General features: G+C 54.3%; 24 protein-coding genes. 5 read left to right on the top strand and 19 right to left on the bottom strand.

Annotation, left to right across the window (positions count from 1 at the left end; translation table 11 throughout):
• Position 1: 1 nt before the first annotated feature.
• The 4 genes from ACUVOF_RS11700 to ACUVOF_RS11685 all read left to right on the top strand — a co-directional run bounded on the left by ACUVOF_RS11700 (position 2) and on the right by ACUVOF_RS11685 (position 3,255).
• On the top strand, positions 2 to 1,102 hold the full coding sequence (locus ACUVOF_RS11700) for a formate dehydrogenase subunit gamma (RefSeq protein WP_447044519.1): 1,101 nt from the start codon (positions 2 to 4) through the stop codon (positions 1,100 to 1,102).
• 105 nt (positions 1,103 to 1,207) lie between these two features.
• The gene (locus tag ACUVOF_RS11695; RefSeq protein ID WP_447044518.1) at positions 1,208 to 1,534 is read left to right on the top strand and encodes a DUF1244 domain-containing protein; all 327 of its coding nucleotides are present in this window, start codon (positions 1,208 to 1,210) and stop codon (positions 1,532 to 1,534) included.
• A 4-nt stretch (positions 1,535 to 1,538) separates the two neighbouring features.
• The gene (gene moaB, locus ACUVOF_RS11690; RefSeq protein WP_447044517.1) at positions 1,539 to 2,057 is read left to right on the top strand and encodes a molybdenum cofactor biosynthesis protein B; all 519 of its coding nucleotides are present in this window, start codon (positions 1,539 to 1,541) and stop codon (positions 2,055 to 2,057) included.
• On the top strand, positions 2,050 to 3,255 hold the full coding sequence (locus tag ACUVOF_RS11685) for a molybdopterin molybdotransferase MoeA (RefSeq protein WP_447044516.1): 1,206 nt from the start codon (positions 2,050 to 2,052) through the stop codon (positions 3,253 to 3,255). The genes moaB and ACUVOF_RS11685 overlap by 8 nt, the downstream gene beginning before the upstream one ends.
• A gap of 3 nt (positions 3,256 to 3,258) precedes the next feature.
• Here ACUVOF_RS11685 and ACUVOF_RS11680 read toward each other — a convergent pair whose 3' ends face one another.
• The 19 genes from ACUVOF_RS11680 to dctP form a co-directional block, all read right to left on the bottom strand.
• Positions 3,259 to 3,666, bottom strand: coding sequence for a hypothetical protein (locus tag ACUVOF_RS11680; RefSeq protein ID WP_447044515.1), 408 nt, complete (start codon positions 3,664 to 3,666; stop codon positions 3,259 to 3,261).
• A 4-nt stretch (positions 3,667 to 3,670) separates the two neighbouring features.
• Positions 3,671 to 4,228, bottom strand: coding sequence for a chemotaxis protein CheW (locus tag ACUVOF_RS11675; RefSeq protein WP_447044514.1), 558 nt, complete (start codon positions 4,226 to 4,228; stop codon positions 3,671 to 3,673).
• On the bottom strand, positions 4,218 to 5,891 hold the full coding sequence (locus ACUVOF_RS11670) for a diguanylate cyclase (protein ID WP_447044513.1): 1,674 nt from the start codon (positions 5,889 to 5,891) through the stop codon (positions 4,218 to 4,220). The genes ACUVOF_RS11675 and ACUVOF_RS11670 overlap by 11 nt, the downstream gene beginning before the upstream one ends.
• A 74-nt stretch (positions 5,892 to 5,965) precedes the next feature.
• Positions 5,966 to 6,322 (bottom strand): response regulator, encoded by a 357-nt coding sequence (locus ACUVOF_RS11665; protein WP_447044512.1) that lies wholly within the window; start codon positions 6,320 to 6,322, stop codon positions 5,966 to 5,968.
• Positions 6,323 to 6,363: 41 nt separating this feature from the next.
• Positions 6,364 to 8,520 carry a hybrid sensor histidine kinase/response regulator gene (locus ACUVOF_RS11660; protein WP_447044511.1) on the bottom strand — a complete coding sequence of 719 codons (2,157 nt, stop codon included), beginning with the start codon at positions 8,518 to 8,520 and terminating at the stop codon, positions 6,364 to 6,366.
• A 4-nt stretch (positions 8,521 to 8,524) separates the two neighbouring features.
• Positions 8,525 to 9,931, bottom strand: coding sequence for a CheR family methyltransferase (locus ACUVOF_RS11655; RefSeq protein ID WP_447044510.1), 1,407 nt, complete (start codon positions 9,929 to 9,931; stop codon positions 8,525 to 8,527).
• Complete coding sequence (gene cheB, locus ACUVOF_RS11650; protein WP_447044509.1) at positions 9,928 to 10,995, bottom strand: chemotaxis-specific protein-glutamate methyltransferase CheB; 1,068 nt, start codon at positions 10,993 to 10,995, stop codon at positions 9,928 to 9,930. Before cheB ends, ACUVOF_RS11655 begins: the two co-directional genes overlap by 4 nt.
• A gap of 13 nt (positions 10,996 to 11,008) precedes the next feature.
• Positions 11,009 to 13,033, bottom strand: coding sequence for a methyl-accepting chemotaxis protein (locus tag ACUVOF_RS11645; RefSeq protein ID WP_447044806.1), 2,025 nt, complete (start codon positions 13,031 to 13,033; stop codon positions 11,009 to 11,011).
• Positions 13,034 to 13,243: 210 nt separating this feature from the next.
• On the bottom strand, positions 13,244 to 14,410 hold the full coding sequence (locus ACUVOF_RS11640; RefSeq protein WP_447044508.1) for a glutathionylspermidine synthase family protein: 1,167 nt from the start codon (positions 14,408 to 14,410) through the stop codon (positions 13,244 to 13,246).
• A gap of 18 nt (positions 14,411 to 14,428) precedes the next feature.
• Positions 14,429 to 15,052: a DUF1190 domain-containing protein gene (locus ACUVOF_RS11635; protein WP_113269363.1), complete on the bottom strand. Its 624-nt coding sequence runs from the start codon at positions 15,050 to 15,052 to the stop codon at positions 14,429 to 14,431.
• 12 nt (positions 15,053 to 15,064) lie between these two features.
• Entirely contained in the window at positions 15,065 to 15,478 is a 414-nt protein-coding gene (locus ACUVOF_RS11630) for a DUF350 domain-containing protein (protein WP_113269364.1), read from the bottom strand.
• A 20-nt stretch (positions 15,479 to 15,498) separates the two neighbouring features.
• Entirely contained in the window at positions 15,499 to 16,221 is a 723-nt protein-coding gene (locus ACUVOF_RS11625) for a DUF2491 family protein (protein ID WP_447044507.1), read from the bottom strand.
• 51 nt (positions 16,222 to 16,272) lie between these two features.
• Positions 16,273 to 16,968, bottom strand: a complete 696-nt coding sequence (locus tag ACUVOF_RS11620) for a PspA/IM30 family protein (RefSeq protein ID WP_447044506.1) — start codon at positions 16,966 to 16,968, stop codon at positions 16,273 to 16,275.
• A 133-nt stretch (positions 16,969 to 17,101) separates the two neighbouring features.
• A complete protein-coding gene (locus ACUVOF_RS11615) occupies positions 17,102 to 17,560 on the bottom strand; it encodes a DUF2170 family protein (RefSeq protein ID WP_447044505.1) in 459 nt (152 codons plus the stop codon).
• A 164-nt stretch (positions 17,561 to 17,724) separates the two neighbouring features.
• A complete protein-coding gene (locus ACUVOF_RS11610; protein ID WP_447044504.1) occupies positions 17,725 to 19,263 on the bottom strand; it encodes a malonate--CoA ligase in 1,539 nt (512 codons plus the stop codon).
• Positions 19,260 to 20,639: a malonyl-CoA decarboxylase gene (locus ACUVOF_RS11605; RefSeq protein ID WP_447044503.1), complete on the bottom strand. Its 1,380-nt coding sequence runs from the start codon at positions 20,637 to 20,639 to the stop codon at positions 19,260 to 19,262. Before ACUVOF_RS11605 ends, ACUVOF_RS11610 begins: the two co-directional genes overlap by 4 nt.
• Positions 20,640 to 20,650: 11 nt before the next feature.
• Positions 20,651 to 21,985, bottom strand: coding sequence for a TRAP transporter large permease (locus ACUVOF_RS11600; protein WP_447044502.1), 1,335 nt, complete (start codon positions 21,983 to 21,985; stop codon positions 20,651 to 20,653).
• Positions 21,986 to 21,987: 2 nt separating this feature from the next.
• Complete coding sequence (locus tag ACUVOF_RS11595; RefSeq protein ID WP_447044501.1) at positions 21,988 to 22,509, bottom strand: TRAP transporter small permease subunit; 522 nt, start codon at positions 22,507 to 22,509, stop codon at positions 21,988 to 21,990.
• A gap of 102 nt (positions 22,510 to 22,611) precedes the next feature.
• On the bottom strand, positions 22,612 to 23,607 hold the full coding sequence (gene dctP / locus ACUVOF_RS11590) for a TRAP transporter substrate-binding protein DctP (RefSeq protein ID WP_447044500.1): 996 nt from the start codon (positions 23,605 to 23,607) through the stop codon (positions 22,612 to 22,614).
• A 155-nt stretch (positions 23,608 to 23,762) separates the two neighbouring features.
• On the opposite strand from dctP, the gene ACUVOF_RS11585 reads away from it, so the two are divergent.
• Entirely contained in the window at positions 23,763 to 24,446 is a 684-nt protein-coding gene (locus tag ACUVOF_RS11585; protein WP_447044499.1) for a GntR family transcriptional regulator, read from the top strand.
• The last annotated feature ends 62 nt before the right edge of the window (positions 24,447 to 24,508 follow it).

Below are 24,508 nucleotides of genomic sequence, written 5' to 3'. Positions count from 1 at the left end.
CATGAACCTGTTGACTGCACAGGCACCCGGTGGGGTGCCAAGCTCAGGTAAAGGGCTCGCCCTGGGCATATGGCGTTTTATGCTGGTGGCGTTTGCGCTAGTGCTCAGCCTCGGTTTCACGCAAGTGGCCGTTGCCCAAGCGGATCCCAATCGTGAAATGACCACCGCCGCCCCCGGCATTACCGCCGATCAGTGGCGTCAGGTACGTAGCGGAGAAACCGGTCCCAACTATCGTGATTCACGCGCCGACAGTAACTACAGCCTGATCAATTCAAGCGGTGAAACCTGGCGGCAGATTCGTAACCGCTGGGTGTCACCCTTTGGATTGATCGCCGTATTTGGCATGGCGGCGCTGATCGCTCTGTTCTACTTCATTGTGGGACGTAAGGAGCTTGAAGCACCGCGGACAGGTCGTTTGCTATTGCGCTGGACGCTAATGAAGCGCGCACTGCACTGGACGGTAGCCACGCTATTTATCATTCTGGCGCTGACCGGGATGACGCTGCTGTTCGGTAAGTTCGTGTTCCGGCCGCTGTTTGGCGATGGAATTTGGGCCTGGATGATTGCGGCCACAAAAGTGCTGCACAATTACCTGGGGCCAATTTTTGGCATTCTGCTCGTAATACTGCTGGTCAGCCTGATCAAAGAGAACATTCCCAAAAAGCACGACTGGGTGTGGTTTAAGAAAGGCGGCGGTATGATTGGCAAAAAGCATGTCGATGCAGGCTTTGCCAATGGCGGCGAAAAAGCATGGTATTGGATGCTGGCAACGGTGGGCCTATTGGTGATCGCCAGCGGGTTTGTGCTCGACTTCCCCAACTTCAATCAGGGCCGCGACACCATGCAGTGGGCGAATATTATCCACGCTGTGGGGGCATTGGGGCTGACGGCGGTTTCCTTAGGCCATATCTATATCGGCACGTTGGGTACCGAAGGTGCGCTAGAAGGTATGACGACTGGCTACGTGGATGAATGCTGGGCCAAAGAGCATCACAACCTATGGTACGAAGAGGTCAAAGACCAAACGCTATCGGAAGAAGAGGTAGCGGCTCGTAAATCAGCTGGTGGCAGCAGCGAGCCATCGGCGCCTCGAACCAGCTGATAAGCTGTTTATTGAGAGCTTAGACACCGCCTTCTGGCGGTGTCTTTTGTTATGCTGCACCTTAAGTTGTTAATAGCCAGAAACCACTTTGCGAGAGGAAAGGTTATGTCAGCATTTGATGAGTTAGACCCAACCACGCGTACAGAGCTCGAAGCCGCTGCGTTTCGTCGCTTGCTAGACCATCTGGATGACAACAAAGATGTCCAGAATATCGACCTGATGATCTTGGCCGACTTTTGCCGCAATTGCTTGTCTAAATGGTTGGTGACCGCTGCTGAAGCGCGAAATGAAGCCCTTAGCTATGAAGAGGCCCGTGAGTACGTATACGGCATGCCCTATAGCGAGTGGAAAGAGTACTACCAAGGGAAAGCGACACCCGAGCAGCTGGCGGCGCTAGAGTCTCGCCAAGCACAAAAAAAAGCGAAGGGGTAACGACATGGAACCAATGGTGCCCCTCACGATTGCTGTACTGACGGTCTCTGATACGCGTACTGAAGAGACCGATCGCAGTGGTCAAGCCCTCGTGGAACGGCTAACCAACGCCGGTCACACGCTCGCTGAGAAGCGTATCGTACCTGATGATGTCTACCGCATTCGCGCCGTCGTGGCAGAGTGGATAGCCGATTCAAATGTGCAGGTAGTGATTACCACCGGCGGCACTGGTTTTACTGGCCGCGACTCAACTCCCGAAGCCATTGCCGTTTTACTCGACAAGCGCATTGAAGGCTTTGGTGAGCGTTTTCGCCAGCTTAGCGGTGACGAGATCGGCAGCTCGACGATTCAAAGCCGTTGTCTGGGTGGTCTCGCCAACGCCACGGTGGTGTTCTGCTTGCCGGGCTCAACCGGCGCCTGCCGCACGGGCTGGGACGGTATTCTGGCCGAACAGTTGGATAGCCGCCACAAGCCCTGCAATTTCGCCAACCTGGTTATCCCAGGCCGGGGGCAACATGGCTGATCTGCAGCCGATTTCAGCCGCGTTGGAAGCGCTGCTGGCAGACGTAAGCCTACTCGGCGCAGAGAGCGTTTCGCTGGAAGCCGCCGCTGGGCGTGTGTTGGCCGAAGCCGTCACGGCGCAGCTAGATGTGCCGCCGTTTGATAACAGCGCGATGGACGGCTACGCCTTGCGCGCCGACGATGCGGGGCAGTGGCTACCGGTGAGCCAGCGTATTGCGGCAGGCACACCGACTCAGGCGCTTGCGCCCGGCAGTTGTGCACGAATTTTTACAGGTGGTGAGATCCCTCCCGGTGCCGACTGTGTGGTCATGCAGGAACGCGTTGAGGTTGACGGCGAGCGTGCGCTGATGCCCGCCGACATTCCAGTGGGCGATAATGTTCGCCGTCAGGGGCGCGATGTGCGTCAGGGCAGTGTGCTATTGAATGCCGGTGAGCGTCTTGAAGCCGCAGCACTTGGCCACTTGGCAGGCCAAGGCGTGACGCATGTGAGTGTACGACGAAAGCCCCGTGTCGCCCTGTTATCGACAGGCGATGAGATCATTGATCCAGGTACCCCGTTACAACCAGGCCAGCTGTATAACTCCAACCGGCCGATGCTTAAGCGCCTGTTGGAAAACTTTGGTGCCGAGGTGGTGAGTACCGTGAGCGTACCAGACAGCTATGCCCGCACCGTTGACCTGTTAACGGCTGCTGCCGATGAAGCGGATTTAGTCGTGACCACCGGCGGCGTGAGTGTTGGTGAAGAAGATCACGTCAAAGCAGCGCTGGAAGCGATTGGCCAACTCGATATGTGGAAGCTGGCCATTCGACCCGGCAAGCCATTGGCGCTGGGTCGTTTGCCTCGCTGTGATGGCACCCAGGCAAGGTTTGTCGGCCTGCCGGGCAATCCGGTCTCTGGGTTTGTCGGCGCCTGGTTGTTTTTACGCCCCTTGCTGGGCGAAATGATGGGCTGTCCGACGCTAAAATCACTGCCAAAGGTGACCGCGAAAGCAGGGTTTGCCACCTCGACGGGACCCCGGGAACACTATATGCGCGTGACACTTCAGTTCACGCCCAGCGGGGTGACGGCGAAGGCCTTTGTTGATCAGAACTCCGGTGTGCTCTCATCGTGCATCAATGCTGATGCCTTTGCGGTCATTCCGGCCAATAGCGACATAGCCGAGGGCGATGCCATTAGCTGTTTGTGGCTGGCGAGTTAAAGGCTAAGGGCTAAGCTTGCTTGCATCCAGCAGCAGTATCAACTGCTGCTGTTCAAAAGTGACGCCACACAGGGCTGGTGAGAAACGGCGGTGCTTGAGCAAGTTCGGCAGCGGATAGAGCGTGTTAGCAGGCAGTTGCTGAAGCGTAATGTCACCGCTTACGCCCAGTTGCCAAGTGCTGTTTTTTTCACTATCGGCAGTTTGAACGTCACGCAAAGTCAGCCAGCGGCTTGAGGGAAGCAGTGAGGCGTCCGCTTCATGGAGCAGCGATTGCGCATAGGCAGTTCGCAAGGCCGTGGGTTGGTCGGTCATGGCGAGCACATGGCTCGCTTCCAGTGCTGCGCGATAGGGGCCTACGCTAAACAGCACTAGGGTAACCTGGGCTTGCACCTGTTGGTCGCAACGCTTCATCACCTTAACCCAACCCCTGCTGGTAGGCAGTGAACAACGCCTCAGGGTCAAGCAGGGCAAGCGCTTGACGTTCATCTATTTGCCATAGCGCACTGACATAAGGGCGCAGCGTGCTGGAAAGCGTTTCGGGGGGTGGTTGCAGCATGCTCTGGGGGAGGTCGCAAACATCATCAAGCTGCTCTATACGCACGCCACTGCGAATGCCCGCCGCAGCCACTAGCAAAATCATCCCCTGCGAGTTGCCTTCCGGTATGGGTAAGCCGAGGAGAGAATGAAAACTGATCACTGATTCAATTTTGCCACGTAGGTGTAGTACGCCCTCGGTAGAGGCTGGTAATCCCGGGACATAATAGACGGGCTGGTCGCTGGGTAAAATTTCACTCACTGCGCTGCCGGGAAGCGCAAAGTGCTGGCCATTGAGCCTAAATAGCACGAGTTGCTGGGTGGGCTCATCGACATCCACCATGCTTTCAGCATCGCTGTGTGCCTCTAGTATTTCGTTTAAAGACTGGGCGTGCTGAAGGTTATTTGCTTGGCTATCGCGGGGAGGCTCAGAGGTCATTGGCTAGCTCCGTCACCACCTGATTGCGACCCTGGCGTTTGGCGCGGTAGAGCGCTTGGTCGGCGTTCAAACGTAGTGATTCGGTTGATGGTTGCTCAGGGAAACTACTAATCCCTGCGCTGAACGTACAGCGAAAGCGGACGTCACCGGCGTGAAAGTCGACCAGCGAAAAGTCGTTACGCAAGCTGTCGATTAACTCAGCGGCCTTCTCAGCGTTAATGCCTTTCAGCAGCACAACAAATTCTTCACCGCCATAGCGGCCAATGATATCAGAGAGCCGTAGACGGCTTTTTAACAGCCTCGCTAAGGTAATAATCACTTGGTCGCCCGCCAAGTGACCGTGAATGTCGTTAACCTGCTTGAAGTTATCGATATCGATCATTGCCATGGCGTGCTGGCTCTTCTCACGGTGTGCCTGGGCCAGTGCCTTGCTGATGAGTTCGGTGGTGGTGCTATGGTTATACAGGCCGGTCATACTGTCGCGAGACATTAATGACCGAAGCAGTCGTAGACGTTCGGCGCGTAGCTGCACAGCAGAAATAAGGTCTTCGGGCTGCACTGGCTTGGTAATAAATGCTTCAACACCGGCGGCCATGGCGGAAACCTGCTTTTGGCTGTCGGTTTCACTCGAGAGATAGATAATCGGCAGACCTAGATATTCCGGCTGCTGACGGATGATCGTCGCCAGCTCCTCACCAGAACACACCGGCATATACATATCTACCAACAGTAAATCAGGGTTAAAGCGTTCCAGGGCCGCGAGTGCATCGGTGGGATGGTGCACTTGTTGAGCGAGCATGCCGGCTTCTTCAAGCAGCACAGCGTGGTAGGCGGCCGCTTCGGGTTCATCATCGACTACGAGCACCTTCAGCGGCCCTTCCGCTATTGGCGCAGTGAGCTCATCAACGGCTAGCATAAGGTCCAACGGTTTTACCGGCTTGGTAAAGTAACCACTGCAGCCAGCGCGAACAGCACTTAGCCGCGAGTGAAAATCACTGTGAGCCGATAAAACGATCGCGGGTAGTGGTTGGCCGGTCAGTTTTTTCAAGCTAGTTAGAGTTTCTGTCCCTGCCGTCTGACCGTGAGGGAATTGCACATCCATAATGACCGCGTCAGGTCGTCGATTGAGTACCGCATTAAAGAAGCTTTCAGTATCGAGGAAATGGACCACCTCATGGCCAAAACAGCGCAGATGATGAATTAACTGATCAACCTGTTCGGGTTCATCGTCACACAGGTAAATCAGCCGTTGGCGCTTATTACGCAACGGCTCAGCTTGGTTGGTAAGCTCAAAGCTGTTCACCGCCGCCAAGGCTTGTTGTTGACCATGATGGGAACGTAAATGCTGCTGCTCATCGCGAAGTTGTTGTAGAAGTTGGGTAATATAGGCGTCGATGTCGCCACGGGTTGGAACGGTGGTGAGTGCCTCCTCCGCCTGGTCAGCAAGCATCGCAAGCCGTTCAAAGCCTAGCGATCTCCCGGTCCCTTTTAAGCTATGAAAGAAGCGGTGCAGCTCCGGTGCCAGTCGCGTTTGTTCTTCTGGGGACGAGCAGCTCTGTTGCCACTGCTCGGCGATTTGCACTAAGCGAGAAGAAAGCTGCTCAATAAAACGCTCACGTAGCTGAGTTAGCTTATCGTGCAGCGAAGGGGCGGGCTTAGACATCAAACTACCTACGTGAGTGATCGAAAGCGGCGATCCATTCCATTCTTTTATCCCTGCTATCCCAACAAGATTGCTTACCGGACGAGCGCTTGATTAACGGCTGCTGCCAGGCTGGAAGCTAAGTCTGCGTCTTTACTTAAACAAGCGCTGAGGCCAGGTGTCCGACAAAGTGCCTCATCCGGAGTATCCCCAGTGAGCAAAATAAAGGGCAGGTGGTTATCCTGCTCTCTGAGCATCGCCAAAAGCGCTAACCCACTGATCAGAGGCATGTGCATATCGCTGATAATCAGCCCGATATCGTTGCGAGCATCTAACTGGTCGACGGCTTCCATTGCATCACAGGCCAGTGAGGCTGTATGACCTTGTGACTCAAGCAGTGCTGCCGTCATTTCCCCTGCCAGTGGATCGTCGTCTACGACCAGGATATGCATTTATTACCTCGTGATGGTTGTTTTCTGAGTGACATTTACGGTTACCCCAGCAGGGCTTGCAGTGTCTCTACTAAATTATTCTGATCAAAGCTGCCTTTAACGATATAAGCGTCGGCACCGACTTCTATGCCGCGTCGGCGATCAGCCTCTTTTTCTCGCGAGGTGATAATAATAATCGGTCGATGACGGTAAACTTCATTTTCGCGCAGTCTTGCTGTCAGCGCAAAGCCATCCATTATCGGCATTTCAACGTCAGTAAGCACTGCATCAAATGGCTCGGCCAGTGCTTTGGCTAATCCGTCGCGACCATTTTCAGCCAGCGTGACGTGATAGCCCCACGCTTCAAGCACGTCTTTTTCTATTTCGCGAGTATTTAGTGAGTCGTCGACCACTAAAATTCGCTGCGCAATAGTGGCTGCTGTGCGCTCAGAGCCAGAGCGCTGCGCAGTGCGGCGGGTAAGCTCTAACAGCGCGGGTACATGCAGTAGACTTACGAGTGTGTTGCGGCCCATCGAGACCATGCCTGATACCAGAGGCAAATGGCTTAGGTGCGTGGGCAACGGCTTGATGACCATGTCGCGTTCATCAATCAATGAATCAATAATTAAAGCGAGCTTTTGATGCCGCTGATGGACGACCAGCAGTAAGGTGGTGTCGGTAGCGCTACTAGCGGGAAGTTCAAGCAGGTGCGCAAGCGATACGACAGGGACGAATTCATTGCGTAAAATTAGCGTGCGCTGGCCAGCCGCTTCAATTAAAGACTCAGCCGAACACTCCACTAGCTCTGATACATAAGGCGCTGTTACGCCTAGTTTCATACCGCCGACGCTGACCAACAGTACCCGCATCATCGCTAGTGATAAAGGCAGACGCATGGTAAAGCGTGTGCCGCGGCCACGTTCGCAGGCAAGCTGTAAATCGCCGTTAAGTTCGTCGACTACGGTGCGTTTCACCACATCCATGCCGACACCGCGCCCAGAAAAATCAGTAATCATGCTTTTGGTAGAAAAGCCGGGCAGGAAAATCAGTTCTAGGGTTTCCTGTTCGCTGAGTGCATTCAACTGTTCTTCAGTGATGAGCTGTTTGGCGAGCGCTTTCTGACGCACCGCATCAAGCGCAATGCCCGCTCCGTCGTCATGCATCTCAACCACCACCCAGCCAGCATCTTGCCACGCTTCAATCTTCAACTGGCCACGAAGTGGTTTGCCCGCCGCTTGTCGTACCAAAGGCGTCTCTACGCCATGATCCAGCGCATTACGCAGCAGGTGGATGAGTGGATCAGACAGGCGATCAATCATCTGGCGATCAAGTTCGATTTCGCTGCCGCGTACACGACAGTCGACCTGCTTTCCGAGGGATTGAGCTAATTCACGAGACATCTTCGCGAGCGGGTCAAACACCACGCTTAGCGGCAGCATGCGCATCTGTAGCGCTCGGTCATGCAGGTCGCTCATCAGCGAATCATGGGTTAAAACACTATCTTTCAGTTCACGGTTAAAGGCGTGAAAGGGCACCTGCTGCTCGATAGGAAGTGTGGCACATAGCTCTCGAGCTTGGTCAACTAACGAATGTAAGTGATGATGGCCAGAAAGGACTTCACCCATCAACCGAATTACATCGTCCAATCGGTCTAAGCGAACCCGAACGGTATCGCTTAGTCGTAACTCGTTTTCGGAGGCTAGCGCGGAAGGGGGGAAAGATGTAGCAGTAGAAGATATAGCTGTAGAAGACGTAGCTATAGAAGACTTAGCCAGGGAAGATTGCGTTGAAGGCGCAGCGGAGACTGGCAGGCTGGGTTGGGTTTGACTATGAGCCGCATTTTCAAGCGCGCTACACAATGTCTCATCAACTGCAGATAATTCCTCCCCCGTTGCCCCTTCGGCTAACTGACTGACAAAGTCTGTAAGATCATCGACTGCTTGATTTAGCAGACTGGTAATCTCAGGCGTTATGGCAAGGGTTTCGTCGCGCAGAGCGCTTAGCAACTCTTCAGTGCTATGCGCCAACGCCGTAATAGGCGTTAGCTTAAGCATGCGCGACGAGCCTTTCAGGGTATGCGCTGCGCGGAACAATTCGTTGATCTGTTCGCGATCGGCATAACCCTGCTCCAATGCGTTGATTCCTTCGCGCAAGCGGGGCAGTTGATCGGCTGCCTCTTCCACAAAGCGCTGTATAAAACGGCGAATATCCAGCGCCATACTATTACACTCCCTGTGAATCACTGGACGTTGCCAGTGTAGTGTTGACTGCTTTCAGGTGACGCACAGCCAGAAAGCGCGCATCGCCTGGTGGAAGTGGCGATGCGATGGTGCCCAGCCCACCATTCGAGGTGGGGTCGGTCGAAAGCAAGCGAACGACGGCAGCATAGCGACGTTGACGTTGGAGTGGTTCGTCGGTCAGTTCGCCCTGGCGATAAAGCTCCGCTAAATAGAAGTGCGCTGGCCAGCACTCCGGCATGACGTAGATGGCCCGTTTAAAGTGTTCACATGCTATGCGGGGCTGTTGCTGCCAACGAGCGACTAAACCTGCTAACACCAGTGCATCAACTGACCATGGCTGTTGTGTTAGCAATGTCTTTAGCAACGAGGCAGCTTCATCGAAGGCATTTTGATTGAGCAGTTGATACGCAGTATGCAGTTGCTGGGTAAAGCTTGCTGCCTTCTCGTTTTTTGTTTCTTGCTCGAGTGATGCGGCTGGTTTGTCGTCAACTGTGCTGGCTAATTGATCGCTATTTTCAATGCTAACATCGCCCTTGTTACCCATGTCGAGCCAGGAAAACGTTGGGGAGGCTGCCGTTGAGGTCGCGGGCTGTTTCGCGCAGCGGAAATAAAACACTCCCTGAGCTTCGGCCAGTTCAAAAATGCCGAGATCATTACCCAAGATTTCGGTAACGCCGCAGAGTAAAATGCCATTCGGTTTTAGTAATTGACTAAGCTGCTGGTGAATACGGCGTCGGGTCGGCTCGTCAAAGTAGATCGATACGTTACGGAACAAGATGACATCAAAAGGACCGCCGGGGCTGTTCTCATTAGCGCTTAGCAGGTTAAAAGGACGAAAGGTAACCCATTGCCGTAGAACCTCATTGAGCTTAAAGCGGCCTTCATAGGGGCTGAAGTAACGCGCTTTAAAGGTGGGCGAGAGGGCACGAAATGCCATGCCGCCATAAATAGCTTGGCGTGCCTTGGCGAGAACTTGATGGTCCAGGTCGCCACCGGAGAGATTGAACAGCGTTCTGGCGCGCTCACCAAAGCGCTCATAGAGCAACATAGCAACGCTATAGGGCTCTTCACCGGAAGAGCAGCCTGCGCTGAAGATGGATAGCGGTGCCTCCCCAGCGGCTAAGCGTTGAGGTAAATAGGCGTTGACCAGCCAGTTCAAAGCATCAGGCTCGCGACAAAAATAGGTTTCGTTAACCGTCAACTGACTGACAAACTGATCGAACAGGGCTGGATCGCTGGTTAATTTGTCGAGGAGTTGTGTGGTGTCGGTTAGCTCTGTTATGGCTTGTAAACTGGTGACCGCCCGTAAGAGACGGGCTTCGGCTAAGCCCTCAAGATGTAAACCGCAGCGTTTATAAACGAGAGTTTTAAAGGGGGCAAACGCGCTCATGCCAAAGGCTCCGATCGGCTAGCGACATAGCCGCACACATCGCGAAGCAGTCGATGCGAGAAATCTTCAAGTGGCAGTTCATACTGAATAACGCCTGCATTGACCGCTTCCTGGTTCATGCCATAAATAACCGAGCTGTTTTCATCTTGAGCGAAGGTGGTGCCACCAGCCTGGTAAATAGCCCGCATGCCATTCACACCATCCCGGCCCATGCCGGTCAAAATAATGCCAATGGCGTCACTGCCATAGACCGTGGCGACACTCTGCAGCAGAACATCACAGCTAGGGTGATACAGGGATTTTTCGGGGCTGGGCTGGAGCTGGAAGCGATGGCGTGAGGACACGCATAAATCACGTTCGGAAGGTGAAAGGTATATATGCCCTGGGCGTAGCTGCTCGCCTTCTTGGCCAACACTAACCGGCATGGTACACAACGATGTCAGCCACTGTGCCATGCCATCAATAAAGCCATGGCTGATATGTTGAGCGATCACAATAGGAGCTGGAAAATCGGCGGGAAGTGGTCGCAATAAACGCACTAATGCTTGAGGGCCACCGGTCGAGCAAGCGATGGCGATGACATGCTGAAAGTCACGTGGAATACTCTGTGTTGCGGTGGTTAGTTTAGGTATGGGAGGTGCATAGGCTGTTGCTAAACCGCGCCGCCGTAGGCGAGTGATCACCGCCACACCCGCAAGCAGGCGTACGCGCTCTAGCAGGCGCTCAGCGTCTGACGCTTCGAACGTCGGTTTAGGCATCACTTCAAGCGCGCCTGCTTCAAGCGCGCGATAAGCCGTTTGGGCATCTGAACGGTCGCTTACCACCAGGATGGGAACCCCTTTGTGGTGCATGATCTCTTCGATCGCACTCAGGCCATCCATGACCGGCATGTTGAGATCCATGGTGATCAGTTGGGGCGCTAAGCGCTTGGCAAGCTCTACCGCCTCACGGCCATTGGTGGCTTCACCCACGATCTCAATATCACCGTCTCGGCTGAGGATATCGCGTAGCACGTCGCGGGCTACCTGGCTATCGTCGGCAATGACTACCCGAATTACGCTCATCCGGTATCCTTGATCAGCGATCTTTATTAGTTAGAGTGAACTCCTGCACCAGCGCATTAAGCTCAGCGGACATATGAATCATATCCTGGCTGATGTCGGTAATGCTGCGTACCGAATGCGCGTTGCGTGAACTTGCCGTATCGATATCGCGCAGCGCCAAGACCACTTGACTACTGGCCGTTTTTTGCTGCTGGGTGGAGAGCGATATCTGCTGAGCCGCACTGCTGGTTTGACTAGCCGCCTTGAGCAGCGCTTCCAGATCTTGCGCTGTGCTAATGCTTGCCTCAACACCCTGCTCAATTGAGCTGGCGCCTTTTTCAGAGGCCACTACCAAGCGATTAATCGCCGTCTGGATATCATCGGTATGTCCTTCAATCTCTTGGGTGGAATCGGTGACACTATCCGCTAAGCGTCGTATCTCGCTAGCGACAACTGAAAAGCGTCGACCTGACTCCCCCGCACTAGAGGCTTCCAGAGCAGCATTAAAAGCGATCAGTTTGGTCTGGGCGGCCAGGGTGTTGATCAGGTCCATGACCTTATTGATCTGTTTGGACTTTGCTCCCAGCGTCATGATTTCGGCCAGACTCTGTTCGCTGTCGCTACGTATATCCTGCATTTTTGACTGTAGCAGTTGCATGGCCGTACTGCCTTTACGGCTGCGTTCTAGTGTCTGGTTGGCAACATCGACGACTGATTGGGAGTGATCGGCTATTTGGGTCGATGAAGTGGAAAGCTCTTCCATGGTGGAGGTGATTTCGGCTACCGAAGAGGCCATTTCTTCTACCGCCGCCGCCATCGTTTGGCTAACTTCATGATTAATATCACTGCCATGCACACCGGAGAGACCAGCCGTCTTGGCCAAGCGATCGGCTACCTGCGTCAGTGCTTGAGAATTTTTGGCCACCGCCGCAATAGCGCGGGAGAGGCGCTCAAGAAGCTCATTTGTCTGGTTGGCCAAGTCGCCAAGTTCTGCTTTGTCGTCGGTGCTGACACGTCGGGATAGGTCCAGGCTATGGGTAATATCTTTAAGCTGACGCTGGAAATCAATCAAGGGATGAATAAGCTTACCGGTCAGCGGGTAGAGCACCAGCAACCCCACTAACAAAATGAGTAGACCAATACCACTGGATTCCAGAAAGCGATCACGGCTTGCCGACAGGTACGCCTCTTTATCGACTTCGACCATCAGATAGCGCTGTAGCTCCGGTAGCCAGAGCGTACTAATCAGTAATGTTTGGCCGTCGCGTTCAATTTCGTTTACTTGCAGTTGATCGCCCCTTAGAAAGTGTTGTGACGCTTGATCCGTTAAGGACGCTGCTGCTACCTCGTCACTTAGAACGGTTTCGCCACTGCGAACAAGCAATTCTCCTTCGGGGCTCAGCAACGAGGCGCGGCCATTATCGCCTAGTCGAAAGTCTTCAATTAAAGTGGCCATTTCGGAGAGATCTAACCCTGCTCCGGCCACGACCAGCGGTCGCCCGTTAGTCGCATCTAACGCGCTTCGGTAATTAACATACACGAAGGCATCATTGGGCGAGAATGTATCGCTATCTAAATTCAATTCATAAGCAGCATCGCTGTCAGTAAAGTGGTAGTACCAGTCATCGTCGTTGCCCGGGGGCTGGATAGTGCGCTGTAGAAATTCGCCATTGCGAAGCTGAAAATAGTAGCCTTGTCCCTGATACTGCGCGGCAATAAAAAGCAGCTCAGTATCCAACTGGACCATTAGGCGTGTGAGATAAGCGGTCACTTCGTCCTGGCGTTCTTGGGGCAGCCCATCCCTAACCCACCGTTCGATAAAGTAGCTATTGGCTAGGCTTTCGGAAATGGCCAAGTCCTGACTAAGGCTAAGGTTGATATGAGCAGCAAGGCCTTCCACCTGAGCAGGTAGCTCTTGATTCAGCAGGTTATCCAGCCGTGCTTGGCTATGGGAGCGAGCTTGAAGATAAAGCGCCAGGAGCATCGCGAGTGCTAAGACTGTCCCAAAAGAGAGAAATAACCGAAGCCTTATAGGTAGAGATTGCCAGCGCGCCATCATGTTCGCCGTTGCTCCAAAATAAACGGTGGCCCTGATAGCGCAGCGGTTTGTCATGTTAACGCTGCTGGGTAACGCTCAGGGTAAGGAAGGTAGAGAAATGATTGCTACTTTAATCACGAGTACGAGAGTAGCAATCACATTAGTCACCCTGATTTCAGCTTTTTTCGCTAGCGATGTCCAGTATTTGTCGGAGGGAATTAGTCTTCATGTTTAAACGATCGCATGAGGCACAAAGCATGAGGAGTCTTTTGTGATCCGTCCAACGTCCTCACGGATGCCCATGCCGCAAGCGCGGTCACCGACTACCCAACTACCGATTAAGGCATGATTGTTACCAAAGCGTGGCATCGGATGGTAAGCCTGTCTGATCCATGGGCTGTCGGTGTAGGGGCCTTCCACCGCTTCGCGCTGACCTGCAGGTGTGATGAGTTCCACGTTACTGCCTTCCCTTGAGAAGAACGGTTTGCGCACCCAGCCCGCTGGTAAAGGTGGGCTGTCAGCGGTCTCGAAAAAAGCTGGCAATAGGTTGGGGTGGCCCTCAAAGTGCTCCCACAGTAGGGGCAAAATACCTTTGTTGGAGAGTACCGCTTTCCAGGGTGGCTCAAACCAGTGGGTATTTAATTGTGGAATGTACTCGCCAAACGCATCATCGGCCATCTCCTCCCAGGGGTAGAGTTTGAACAGCGCGTGGATAGGCTGGTTATCCAGGTCCACGAAGTGCTCCGCGCCGGGTAGCAGGCCGATATCTTCGGTGTAGATAAACGGTGCCTTTAAACCCGCCTGCACTGCTACGTCCTGCAGGTAGTGCACGGTGGCGCGCTCTTCGGCGTTGTCTTTGATGCAGGAGAAGTAGAGCGTGCGTGCATCAATGCGGTCACCAAGGTGCGCCATGGCATTGATTAATCGCTCTTGAATCGAATTGTACTGATCCGCGTGGCGAGGCAGGATGCCCTGGGCAATGGCCTGCTCAAGCCACACCCACTGAAAAAAACCCGCTTCGTAAAGCGAGGTAGGGGTGTCGTAGTTGAGTTCCAGCAGCTTCGCCGGGCCGTCACCGGAATAAGCAAAATCCATCCGTCCGTAGAGGTGCGGCTGACCCGATTTCCACGAGTGATGAATGCTGTCCCACATGTGCTCGGGAAGCGCTAAGCGCTGCATTAGCGCATTGGAGTGGCAGACTTTATCGACCAGCTCCATACACATTTCGTGTACCTCTTCGGTCGGCGCTTCAATGTCCCGCTCAACCTGCTCCATGGTGAACTGGTAGTAGGCGTCTTCTTTCCAGTAAGGCTCCCCGTCAATGGTATGAAAATGAAAGCCCAGCTCATGGGCGAGGGCTTTCCAATTGCTTCTTTCAGGGATATCGATTCGCAGCATGGTGGTATCCGCTAATGGCTAGGAGCCCCAGCCACCCCGGGCCGAAGAGCGTGAACCGAAACCGCTGCGCTGAGACGCAGCGCGGCGATTTTGAACCACTGAGCTGCGCATAGCCTCATTACGTTGGGTGACGCGCTGGGTGGCCTGATTGGTAGCGGTGTTCCAGTTACCCTGATTCTGGCGGTTGCGATATACCGGTTCCTGGTACACCCGCTCAAAGGAGCGGCCACGGTTGGTGTTGGACATCATGCTGCCCACCATGTAGCCCATCATCGCTGGCATAAACCAGCTGCCGCCGCTGCTGCCGGTAGCGGCCTGGGCTTGCTCTTCGGTCGGCGCGGTACAAGCGCCTTCGCCGTGTTCCGCTTCGCACTCTTCAAGGGTGCTAAAGCGTGGCACCTCTTCCAACGAGGCTTCATAGGCGTCTTCGCAGGCGCTACGCGTATAGACATTCTCCTCCACGCACTCCTCGACGCTTTGAAAGCTGCGTGGCTGATCGAATTGGATTTCAGTGATCTGCTCTTCCTGGGGCGGTTGGCCGCAGGCAGTAAGGCCAAAGGCGCTGGCGCCCATCATCGCTAATGACAAGCGCGCGCTGCGTTTACGTCGGGGCAGGTGGGGGGTGTGATCGTGCTTAGACATGCAGGCTCTCCTTTACCACGTCATCGAAGCGGCATTGAGTAAGCCGACTGCTACGGCCACGCTGGCCATTAAAATGCCGTAGGCTTGGTGGCCTTCGGTGATGTGTTGAGACAGGCTTTCGCCTTGCTGACGCAGAAATAGTTTCACGCCAAAAAAGGTGCCTAATTGAACGATAAAGGCAACCACGCCCCAGAGTACAAAATCGATAAAGTTGATTGAGTTCGCCATTGCGCTATAAAGCGGAATGGTAAAACCTAAAATCGAGCCACCGTAAGCGGCAGCGGCGGCCGAGTTTCCTTCTCGAATCAATGTCCATTCGTGGTGGGGGGTAAGTCGGCTGTAGCAATACATAAAGGCGGCGAGCAGCAAAATTGCGGTCACAAGATACGCAATAAATGATGGCAGGCCGTACAGATAATTCACCATGGAGATAGTTTCCTTATAGATTATATTGCGTCGATATCGATGGAGGCCACATCCACCCCCACGTTTTGCACCAGCATAAAGCTGCCTTCACCATCATCTTCGGCGCTCAGCAATAAGTACTCCAGCCGTTCAGCGTCTTGGATGGTGCGCTCATAGAGCATGGCGTGGTGTGTCACGCTACGTGCGGTTAAGCTCTCGGTGGTCATCACCTGTTCTTCAAACATCACCGGTGGCGACCAAACGCTATCGTTGTTACCCCATACCCGCTGATACGTGCATGTTCGCGCCTCGTCTGAGGTAGAGGCTAAGGGAATCGATTGAGCGCCAAGGCCGTCAGACTGTTTATCTTCCCCGTTTATCAAATTATCGAATTCGGCATCCGAGAGATGAGCAACACGGTAAAAGTCGAATAGCTTATATTCAAGCACTTGGCCATTCTCGATATTGGCTTGCAGCCACGTGTCGTTATCCAGATAGAAACGCACGAGTTCTGCCCCCTGACCTAGATCCACATGCCCGACGGCAGCGATGTGATGATAGGCGTCATCATCCCAGCGGAACAGCGCATCCGGGTGGGCGCGTAGGCCAATCAACTTTATATTGACGCGACCGTCCAAGCGGAGACCTTCAAGGTCCTCCTGGCTAACGCCTGTAGGCAACCCCGCCGCCACCGGGCGACCGCTACTCTGCTCAGGCTGCTTTTGCGTGGTAGCGCGAAAAAGTGCTTTTAGGTTGTTGAGCATAGCCTGCCTCGCTAGTGCGGTTAAAAAGCGGAAATGACGTGAGCGCTGAACTTACGCTTGGGGCGCGTTCTTCTTCGCTTTTAGGCGTGCTAACACATCCTCTGCTTTACGCTCTTGGCCACCAATGCCGGCTGCTTTGAGACGCGCTTCCAGCGAACTGCCGCTCTCTTCCGCTGCCATTTCGTCAGCGGCGCTCATCTGCGCTGAGTTAAGCTGCTGACGCTCTTTGATACGTTCCAGCGATTCCATCGCACTGCTCATGGCGCTGTTCTGGCCCGAATGGCGAGCCGCCACGGCAGATTGAGCCTTCTGCGCTGACTCGGTTGCCTTAACCACGCTTACCTGCTGCTTGAGCTGGCGGAGCTGGTTATCGGTGCCGCGAATCGCACCGCGCAGTTTTTCGATGCTGGCATCGTACTCGCTAACAATGGCGCGTTCCGCTTCCAGATCATCCTGAAGCGCGACCATGCGCTCAGCCACTTCAACGGCAAGTTGTTCTTCGCCTTTATCCAGCGCGGCTTCAGCGCTTTTTTCCAGCTCAGCAATTTTGCTTTCCAGCGTGTCGGCTTTATTGCTGTTCAATTGACGTTGGCCCATCAGGCGGGTCAGTTCAGTTTTTGAACGGCTCAGATGATTTTCCGAGTCACGAATTTCCTGGTCTAAAATGCGCAGTGCCTGGGAGTCCACGACCGACTGTCCGGTTTCATTCGCTTTGCCGCGTAGGGCAGTCATAATTTTGCTTAACATTTAAGTGTCTCTTTTGAGAATATCTTTAAATAAAGTGCCACTGGTCGGTGTAAACACTGGTCGGTGTAAATGGCAGTGACGATGACTGACGAACTATCTTAGATAGATACTATTAGATTTTAGATAAACTACGTTAGACGAAATGGGTCTGAATCAGTTCAGCGACGTCCATGGCGGCGCTTGCTGTGGCATGCAGTTCAGCGCAAATAGACTCAAGTTTAGAATCGCCAAACAACTGCCCGTAAGCCACATAAAAGTCGCGCCCGTCAATCTCCACAATACCCACGGAGGCTAGCGGTAACGCAATGCCCTGGCGCAGTAAAACCGTGTTCAGCTCGGTGCTGTTTTTAATGCTGTCTACGGCAACAATGGGCGCCATCGCGATCCATTCATTTTCGCTGCGTGACAAGGTAACCGGCAGGTTACCGTAATCGTTCAGTTCCCAGATTAACGTCTGATTCGTCTCATCCAGGGTGATAGCACCCTCGGGCCATTCAATGGTCGCTGCTTCTCCGTTCGTAGTAGCGGGTTGGCTTATTAACCGGTATAGCTCGCTGGCGGTGATGCCGCTAGTGACGGTAGGCGTAGTCAAGGTGATCTGCTCCATCATTCGTTAGGTGGTTTTACCTTAACACTTAGCGGGACAAATGGTTCAGTTAAGGTTCCCTTACGAAATTGCCCCGCATGGTACGGGGCAGAAGCACGGGCAAACGTACGGGGCAAGAGTTTGGGAAGAGTAGGCTTGCAGGAAGGCGACTAAGGGGTGCGGTAAGTGTCGTTAAATTGCTTGCGCAGTTCATTCTTCTGCACCTTACCCATCGTATTGCGCGGCAGCTCATCGACGAAAAACACCCGCTTGGGCTGCTTGTACTTGGCAAGCCGACCGTCCAGATGGTTGATGACCGCCGCTTCTTCAAGCTGGTCTTCTCCAGGATTAGTGCCTTTTTGGCGCACCACCACCGCCGTGACGCCCTCGCCAAAGTCAGGGTGCGGTAGACCAATGACCGCTGATTCGGCGACTTGATCGAGTTCATCGATCACCTGCTCGACTTCTTTGGGGTAGACGTTATAGCCGCCGGAAATCACCAGGTCCTTGTCGCGACCAACGATGTGCACATAGCCCTGTTCGTCGACCATGGCGAGATCGCCGGTAACAAAAAAGCCGTCGTCCAACAGCTCTTCGCGGGTTTTTTCGGGCATCCGCCAGTAGCCGATAAAGACATTGGGGCCACGAATTTGCAGCATGCCAATCTCGCCTAAAGGCACCTCATCGCCGGTTTCGCGGTTGGTGATGCGCATTTCTACACCAGGTAACGGCATACCCACGGTGCCTGCACGCCGTGCGCCTTCATAGGGGTTGGATAGGTTCATATTGGTTTCGGTCATGCCGTAGCGCTCAAGAATCGCATGGCCGGTTTTGGCTTCGAACGCCTCGTGGGTTTCGGCAGTGAGTGGGGCAGAGCCGGAAACAAACAGCCGCATATTGGCAGTGGTTTCAGGCGTCAGGCGTTCGTCTTGTACCAGGCGTGTATAGAACGTGGGAACGCCCATCATCACGCTGCCGCGGGGCAACTCTTCAAAGATCACATCGGCATCGAACTTGGGTAAGAACAGCATGCTGGCGCCTGCCATCAAGGTGACATTGCAGGCGACAAACAAACCATGAGTGTGAAAGATGGGTAGCGCATGGATTAGCCGGTCATTAGCGCTGAAGTGCCAGGCTGATACCAGGGTTTCAGCGTTAGAGGCGAGGTTCTTGTGCGTCAGCATGGCGCCTTTGGAGCGCCCGGTGGTGCCGGAAGTGTAAAGAATAGCGGCCAAGTCACGTTCACCAAGCGCCACCACATCTTCCCGTGGCGTTGCCTTATGGGCAGCTTCGATTAAGCTGCCATCGGCAGTCTTCCCCAGCGTTGCTACTGCCGGGCAGCCGGTTTCAATAGCCAGTGCTCGTGCTTCATCTTCTATTTTGGGTCGGCAGACAAACAGTGCGGGTTCGGCGTCGTTTAAAAAGTAGCGAATCTCATCGCCGGTGTAGCCCGTATTGAGGGGCAAGTAAACGCCGCCGATACGTAGGCAGGCTAGGTAAAGCAGTATTGCTTCGGGGCTTTTATCTACCTGCACGGCGACACGATCGCCTTGTTTAACGCCCAGCTCGGTTAAGGCGCCGGCGAGCTGCGCACTTTGGGTTAGCGCATCGGTGTAACTGTAGCGGCGGCCGTCGCGGGTGGTAATAAAATCGGCGTCGGCGCGCTCGCGCATTTTGGCGACAAAGGTTTCAAATAGGTTATGGCTCATTTGGTGGTCTCTCCCTTGGCCAGCTTGCGGGCGCGACGAGCGAGGTCGCGCACCTCATTGGAGCAGGCAACGGTGGCCTTGGCGGTATAGTTTTCGTGGTTGCGTTCGATATCGTCCAGTACGTACAGGTAATTGACCATCAGCCCCGCGGCCTGTTTAAAGCCCTTATCGGAGATATCGCCCAGCCAGTTAATGCGGTGGAGTTCGGCGCCGTTACCAAGGTGAAAGCGTGCCACCGGGTTCAGCGGCAAACCGTGGCGGTTCTTTTCTTCAATTAAGTAGCGTGCGGCCAGCGGGCGGATCGCCGCTTTGAGCTGCTCTTCAAGCGTTTTGTCCTGATGCCATCCCGAGTTTTCAAGTCCCTTGAGTGCCTTACGCAGTGACGGAGGAAGCTGCTCATCCTCACGCTGCTCCTGCAACCACTGGGCGAAGCCGGGCACCGGCGAGAGGGTGACGAAGTATTTAAGCTGCGGCAGCTCTTGGGAGAGTTCCTGCACGACCTGCTTGATCAAAAAATTACCAAAAGAGATACCACGTAGCCCGGTCTGGCAGTTGCTGATGCCGAAGAACGCCGCTGTATCGGCATCTTCAGGGTCGTCGATTCCTTTTTTTGTATAACTGCTTTCGCCAGGCCTCTCTCCAGATAGTATTGGCTGAATACGGCTTGGTAAGCCCTTATGCAGAGCGACTTCAACAAAAATCAGCGGCTCATCACCAATTGCCGGATGGAAGAAGGCGAAACAACGCCGGTCACGCGCGTCCAGCCGTCGGCGCAGGTCATCCCAGTCCTGAATTTCGTGAACAGCCTCATAGCGGATGATCTTTTCGAGTATTGATGCCGGTGTATTCCAGTCGATACGCTTGAGCATCAAAAAGCCGCGGTTAAACCAGGAACCAAAGAGATGGGCGAAATCATCATCAATGGCCTTTAGCTCAGGCTGATCGCGCAGTAACACCAGCAGGTCTTCACGCATTTTAACCAGCTCATAGGTACCGTCGCTGGCCAGGTTTAACCGCCGGAAAAGCTCTTGCCGCCGAGGTTCACTGGCTTCAAACAGCCGCTGTAAAGTGGGGTTGTCGCGAGCTTCCCGGTACGCCGTATAGGCCGCATCAATAGGGCCGGGTTCGGCTGCAAAGTCCGTTATTAAACGGTCAAAGAAACTGTTTTTTTCAGCTACCGAGAGAAGTTGGTAAATTGCCAGGGCGCGGCTTGCTAGTGTAATGCTGGAGGCTTCGCCATCGCTTTCAAGCAACTTTTGGCAGGCCTTAACCAACTGCCTATGGTCGGGCGTTAATGTTTCTGGATGGCGGCGGCGCAACAAGGCATCACGCTGGGTGATGTTGTTGAACAGTTCCTGCAAAAACATCATGTTCATGTTTGAACTCCTTAACCCATAATCAAGTTAGGTAGCCAAAGCGCGATGCCAGGGAAGAGGCACAGCAGCAAGATACCCAGCACCATGCACAGCGCGTAGGGCAAGCTTCCCATTAGAATATCGCGCAGCGAGATGTCCGGCGCGATGCCTTTAATAATGAACAGATTGAGCCCTACGGGCGGCGTGATCAGGCCGATCTCCAAGTTGATGGTCAAAATCACCGCAAACCAGTAAGGGTCGAAGTTGGCCGCCAAAATAATGGGTAACAAAATCGGCGCGGTCATCACGATCACGGCCACGGGCGGCAGGAAGAAGCCAGCGACTAACAGGAAGAGGTTAATGACCCCCATCAGCGCCCAGCGATTGATTTCCAAGCCAGCAATCGCGGCCGCTACGGTTTGGGTGATAAACATGGAGGAGAGCGCGTAGGCGAACACTTCGGCAGTGGCGATCACCAGCATGATCATCACGCTTTCGCGCAGCGAATCGCGCATGATTAGCTTAATCGGCCCCAACTGCCACATGCGGTAGATCAAAATAGCCAGCGCCAAGCACAGGAATGCACCCACGCCCGCTGCTTCAGAAGGTGTTGCAACTCCGCCATACAGTGCAAACAGAATACCCGCGACCACGCCCAGGAAAGGCAGAACACGTACTAATGCCTTTAAGTTGGTATCCACATTCTGTTTAACATTGTTTTTTAGCCGTTCAACGGACTCTGCCATGGGGTTGTTATAACCACCGGCCATCTTGCAGGCGATCATGGTCCAGATCATGAACAGGCCCGCGAGCATAAAGCCCGGTACCACCCCGGCAATAAATAGCCGACCGATGGAGGTTTCGGTGGAAATACCGTAGATGATCATGGTGACCGAGGGTGGGATGAGAATGCCCAAGGTGCCGCCAGCGGCAATACAGCCTGCTGCTACCCCGTCTGGATAGCCGCGCATGCGCATTTCGGGAATACCCATTTTGCCAATCGCCGCGCAGGTAGCCGGCGAGGAGCCCGACAGCGCAGCAAAAATAGAGCAGGCACCGATATTGGAAACCGCCAAGCCGCCGGGCAGCTTGCCCATCCACAGATCCAACGAGCGGTAAAGGTCACGTCCGGTGGGGGAGGAGGCTACCGCCGCGCCCATCAGAATAAACATCGGGATGGCGACAAAGCCAAACTCCGCAATGCGATCAAAAAAGGTTTCCCCAAAGTAGGTAAGCTCGGAAAGGCCACGATCATAGAGCAACGCCAGCAGTGATACGCCGCCCAAGGCAAACGCGATAGGGGTGCCAATGGCCATGAGTGCAATCAACGCGATGGCGACAATAATGCCTAAGGTAATGGGATCCATGCTCAGCCCTCCCCACGCAGAATTTCAGCCACATACTGCAGCGACAGCAGGGTGGCGCCCACGGCCATCGGCAACAGTGCTGGCCAGAGCGGCGGATTCCATACCGAGCCGGTGGTCCACTCGCCATGGAGTGCTTCGAAAACGTAAATCCAGCTGGCATACGCCAACGCAGCACAAAAACCTAAGCCAAACAACGAGGCGATTAAGCGCATGATGGTGCGTGTAATGCCGCCCAGTGCGTCGGGAACGATCGTGATGGCGACGTGGCCACCCGTCATCAATACGTAGGGGCTGCCCACCAACATCGCAGCCGTTACTGAGAAGATGGTGAATTCGGTCTGCCAACTGGTACTCATGCCCAGTAAATAGCGAATAAATACCATCTGACAAATCACGAGTACGCCAGCGATAAACATGGCGCAGGCCAAATAGGCGGATAGCCGCGAAAGCATATCCATGACGCGAATGTAGCCGCCAATGATGCCCCCACGCGCAAGGGTTGTGTGTGTCGTTGCAGGTGCCATAGTTCCCTCGTCAAGCTGGTCATCTCGCCAAGCTAAGCAAGCATCAGTAGAAAATGGCCATTCCGAGCGGAATGGCCGAGCCGTTAGGCATTTATCAGTTGCTTACTCGACAGCCAGCGCCGCATCGATGATGGCTTGGCCGTTGGGAACATTCTCGGCAAAGTTTTTGTAGGAGGTTTCCTTGGCGATATCGAGCCAAGCGTTGTAGTCGTCTTCGCTCATACTGACCACCTCAACACCATTCTCTTCGTAGAGGTCGACCATTTCTTGGTCAATGGCGGCAGCTTCTTCAGCGAAGAACGCTTCGGCGGCTTCACCCGCTTCCATCAGTGCTGCTTGCTGTTCCTCGTTAAGTCCTTGCCATACCTGCTCGGAAATAAGGATGGGTTCGTACATGTACCACAGCGCGAAGTCGCCGGGTTCAGTCAAGCACTCAACCTGCTCGTAAAGCCGGAAGGAGATAAACGACATCGACGAGGTATTGGCCGCATCCAATACACCGGTTTGCATGGCGGTATACACCTCAGAAGAGGGCATGGACGCGATGGAGGCACCGGCGGCTTCAAGCATCTGTTCGAACGCAGGCCCGGCGGCGCGGAAGTTCTGTCCCTCGACGGTGTCGGGGGAGGTGACGCACTGTTCGCTAGACGCAAAGCCTCCCGATAGCCAAGCATCTGCAAGCACCCGTGCGCCGCCTTCGCGAATGACTTCTTTAATCATGTCCATATATTCAGAATCATTGAGACGCTGAGCATGTTCCTGGTTGCGTACTAAACCCGGCATCAGCGTAGCCGAGAACTCTGGATGGCGGCCGCTAGCGTAGTCGAGCGGTAGCGAGGTGATATCGAGGCGACCACGGGCGATGGCGCCCCACTGTTCACGTGCTTTGAACAGGGATTGGCCGGGGTAAACTTCAATGGTCAGCCCAACATCCGCATCGGCTACTTCGCGGGCCATCATTTGCACCATTTCGTCGCGAACATCTCCCTGCCCCCCGGGGAATTGATGCGATGCACGTAGCACGGTATCGGCAGAGGCGTGGGAAGCCACAATGGCGAGACCAAGAGCGGCAGCAGTTGAGATCAAATAGCGTTGCATGAGGCGTCTCCAACAGTTGTTGTTGTGTGTTTGGATTGACTATATGTATCTATCAGACGAGCTGATATATATATCAATAGGCGCTACGTATGCTAATGTCAACTTTATGACAGCATTAAACGGCTAAGATGGGCCGCGATCCAAGGAGGTTAAACATGACGGGCACCAAGCGATCCAACGCTCAGCGATTAAGAGATTCTCTTGAGGATGACATCATCAATGGCCGCCGTTTACCGGGAGAGCGCCTGGATCCAGAAGCCTTGGGTCGTGAGTTTGAGGTCTCGCGTACCCCAGTGCGCGAAGCCTTTCAGCAACTGGTCGCCAGCGGCTTGGTGACTGTTTCGCCCAAAAAAGGGACCTTTGTGGCGAAGGTGGGCATTGATCAACTGATCGAGATGTTCGAGGTGATGGCGGAGCTTGAGGGCATGTGCGGACGCCTGGCGGCACGGCGGATTACCGAACTAGAGTTGGCCGCATTAAAAGAAGCCCACCAGCGCTGCGAAGCGGCAGCCCTCGCTGGCGACAGCGACGAGTATTACTACGAAAATGAAGGGTTCCACGACTGTATCTACACCGCTAGCCATAACGCCTTTTTGGCCAGCGAAGCGCGGCAGCTTAAACAACGCTTAAAGCCTTATCGTCGCCTACAGCTGCAGGTGCGACAGCGAGTCACTAATTCGCTCAGCGAGCATCAAACCATTGTGGAAGCCATCGAGCAGGGCGATTCTGTGGCGGCGCAGCGGGCGCTGAGCGATCATGTGCTAATTCAGGGCGAGCGTTTTAGCGACTTCGTTTCCAGTGTACGCCGCATGGAGGCGCCGTTAGAACGAACGGGCTAATCCCGTTCATAATCAAACACCGTTTGAGATGCATGTCCGTATCGGTGGGGTAATCGTCCTTG

It is taken from the genome of Vreelandella sp. H-I2 (assembly GCF_052959335.1).
The sequence above is the reverse complement of the archived record's forward strand: the minus strand, read 5'-3'. Positions and strand labels throughout refer to the sequence as shown.

Bases quoted from the DNA above. Each gene is read 5' to 3' on its own strand.
- ACUVOF_RS11700 (WP_447044519.1), top strand. From the start codon at position 2: ATGAACCTGTTGACTGCACAGGCACCCGGTGGGGTGCCAAGCTCAGGT.
- ACUVOF_RS11695 (WP_447044518.1), top strand. From the start codon at position 1,208: ATGTCAGCATTTGATGAGTTAGACCCAACCACGCGTACAGAGCTCGAA.
- moaB (WP_447044517.1), top strand. From the start codon at position 1,539: ATGGAACCAATGGTGCCCCTCACGATTGCTGTACTGACGGTCTCTGAT.
- ACUVOF_RS11685 (WP_447044516.1), top strand. From the start codon at position 2,050: ATGGCTGATCTGCAGCCGATTTCAGCCGCGTTGGAAGCGCTGCTGGCA.
- ACUVOF_RS11680 (WP_447044515.1), bottom strand. From the start codon at position 3,666: ATGAAGCGTTGCGACCAACAGGTGCAAGCCCAGGTTACCCTAGTGCTG.
- ACUVOF_RS11675 (WP_447044514.1), bottom strand. From the start codon at position 4,228: ATGACCTCTGAGCCTCCCCGCGATAGCCAAGCAAATAACCTTCAGCAC.
- ACUVOF_RS11670 (WP_447044513.1), bottom strand. From the start codon at position 5,891: ATGTCTAAGCCCGCCCCTTCGCTGCACGATAAGCTAACTCAGCTACGT.
- ACUVOF_RS11665 (WP_447044512.1), bottom strand. From the start codon at position 6,322: ATGCATATCCTGGTCGTAGACGACGATCCACTGGCAGGGGAAATGACG.
- ACUVOF_RS11660 (WP_447044511.1), bottom strand. From the start codon at position 8,520: ATGGCGCTGGATATTCGCCGTTTTATACAGCGCTTTGTGGAAGAGGCA.
- ACUVOF_RS11655 (WP_447044510.1), bottom strand. From the start codon at position 9,931: ATGAGCGCGTTTGCCCCCTTTAAAACTCTCGTTTATAAACGCTGCGGT.
- cheB (WP_447044509.1), bottom strand. From the start codon at position 10,995: ATGAGCGTAATTCGGGTAGTCATTGCCGACGATAGCCAGGTAGCCCGC.
- ACUVOF_RS11645 (WP_447044806.1), bottom strand. From the start codon at position 13,033: ATGATGGCGCGCTGGCAATCTCTACCTATAAGGCTTCGGTTATTTCTC.
- ACUVOF_RS11640 (WP_447044508.1), bottom strand. From the start codon at position 14,410: ATGCTGCGAATCGATATCCCTGAAAGAAGCAATTGGAAAGCCCTCGCC.
- ACUVOF_RS11635 (WP_113269363.1), bottom strand. From the start codon at position 15,052: ATGTCTAAGCACGATCACACCCCCCACCTGCCCCGACGTAAACGCAGC.
- ACUVOF_RS11630 (WP_113269364.1), bottom strand. From the start codon at position 15,478: ATGGTGAATTATCTGTACGGCCTGCCATCATTTATTGCGTATCTTGTG.
- ACUVOF_RS11625 (WP_447044507.1), bottom strand. From the start codon at position 16,221: ATGCTCAACAACCTAAAAGCACTTTTTCGCGCTACCACGCAAAAGCAG.
- ACUVOF_RS11620 (WP_447044506.1), bottom strand. From the start codon at position 16,968: ATGTTAAGCAAAATTATGACTGCCCTACGCGGCAAAGCGAATGAAACC.
- ACUVOF_RS11610 (WP_447044504.1), bottom strand. From the start codon at position 19,263: ATGAGCCATAACCTATTTGAAACCTTTGTCGCCAAAATGCGCGAGCGC.
- ACUVOF_RS11605 (WP_447044503.1), bottom strand. From the start codon at position 20,639: ATGAACATGATGTTTTTGCAGGAACTGTTCAACAACATCACCCAGCGT.
- ACUVOF_RS11600 (WP_447044502.1), bottom strand. From the start codon at position 21,985: ATGGATCCCATTACCTTAGGCATTATTGTCGCCATCGCGTTGATTGCA.
- ACUVOF_RS11595 (WP_447044501.1), bottom strand. From the start codon at position 22,509: ATGGCACCTGCAACGACACACACAACCCTTGCGCGTGGGGGCATCATT.
- dctP (WP_447044500.1), bottom strand. From the start codon at position 23,607: ATGCAACGCTATTTGATCTCAACTGCTGCCGCTCTTGGTCTCGCCATT.
- ACUVOF_RS11585 (WP_447044499.1), top strand. From the start codon at position 23,763: ATGACGGGCACCAAGCGATCCAACGCTCAGCGATTAAGAGATTCTCTT.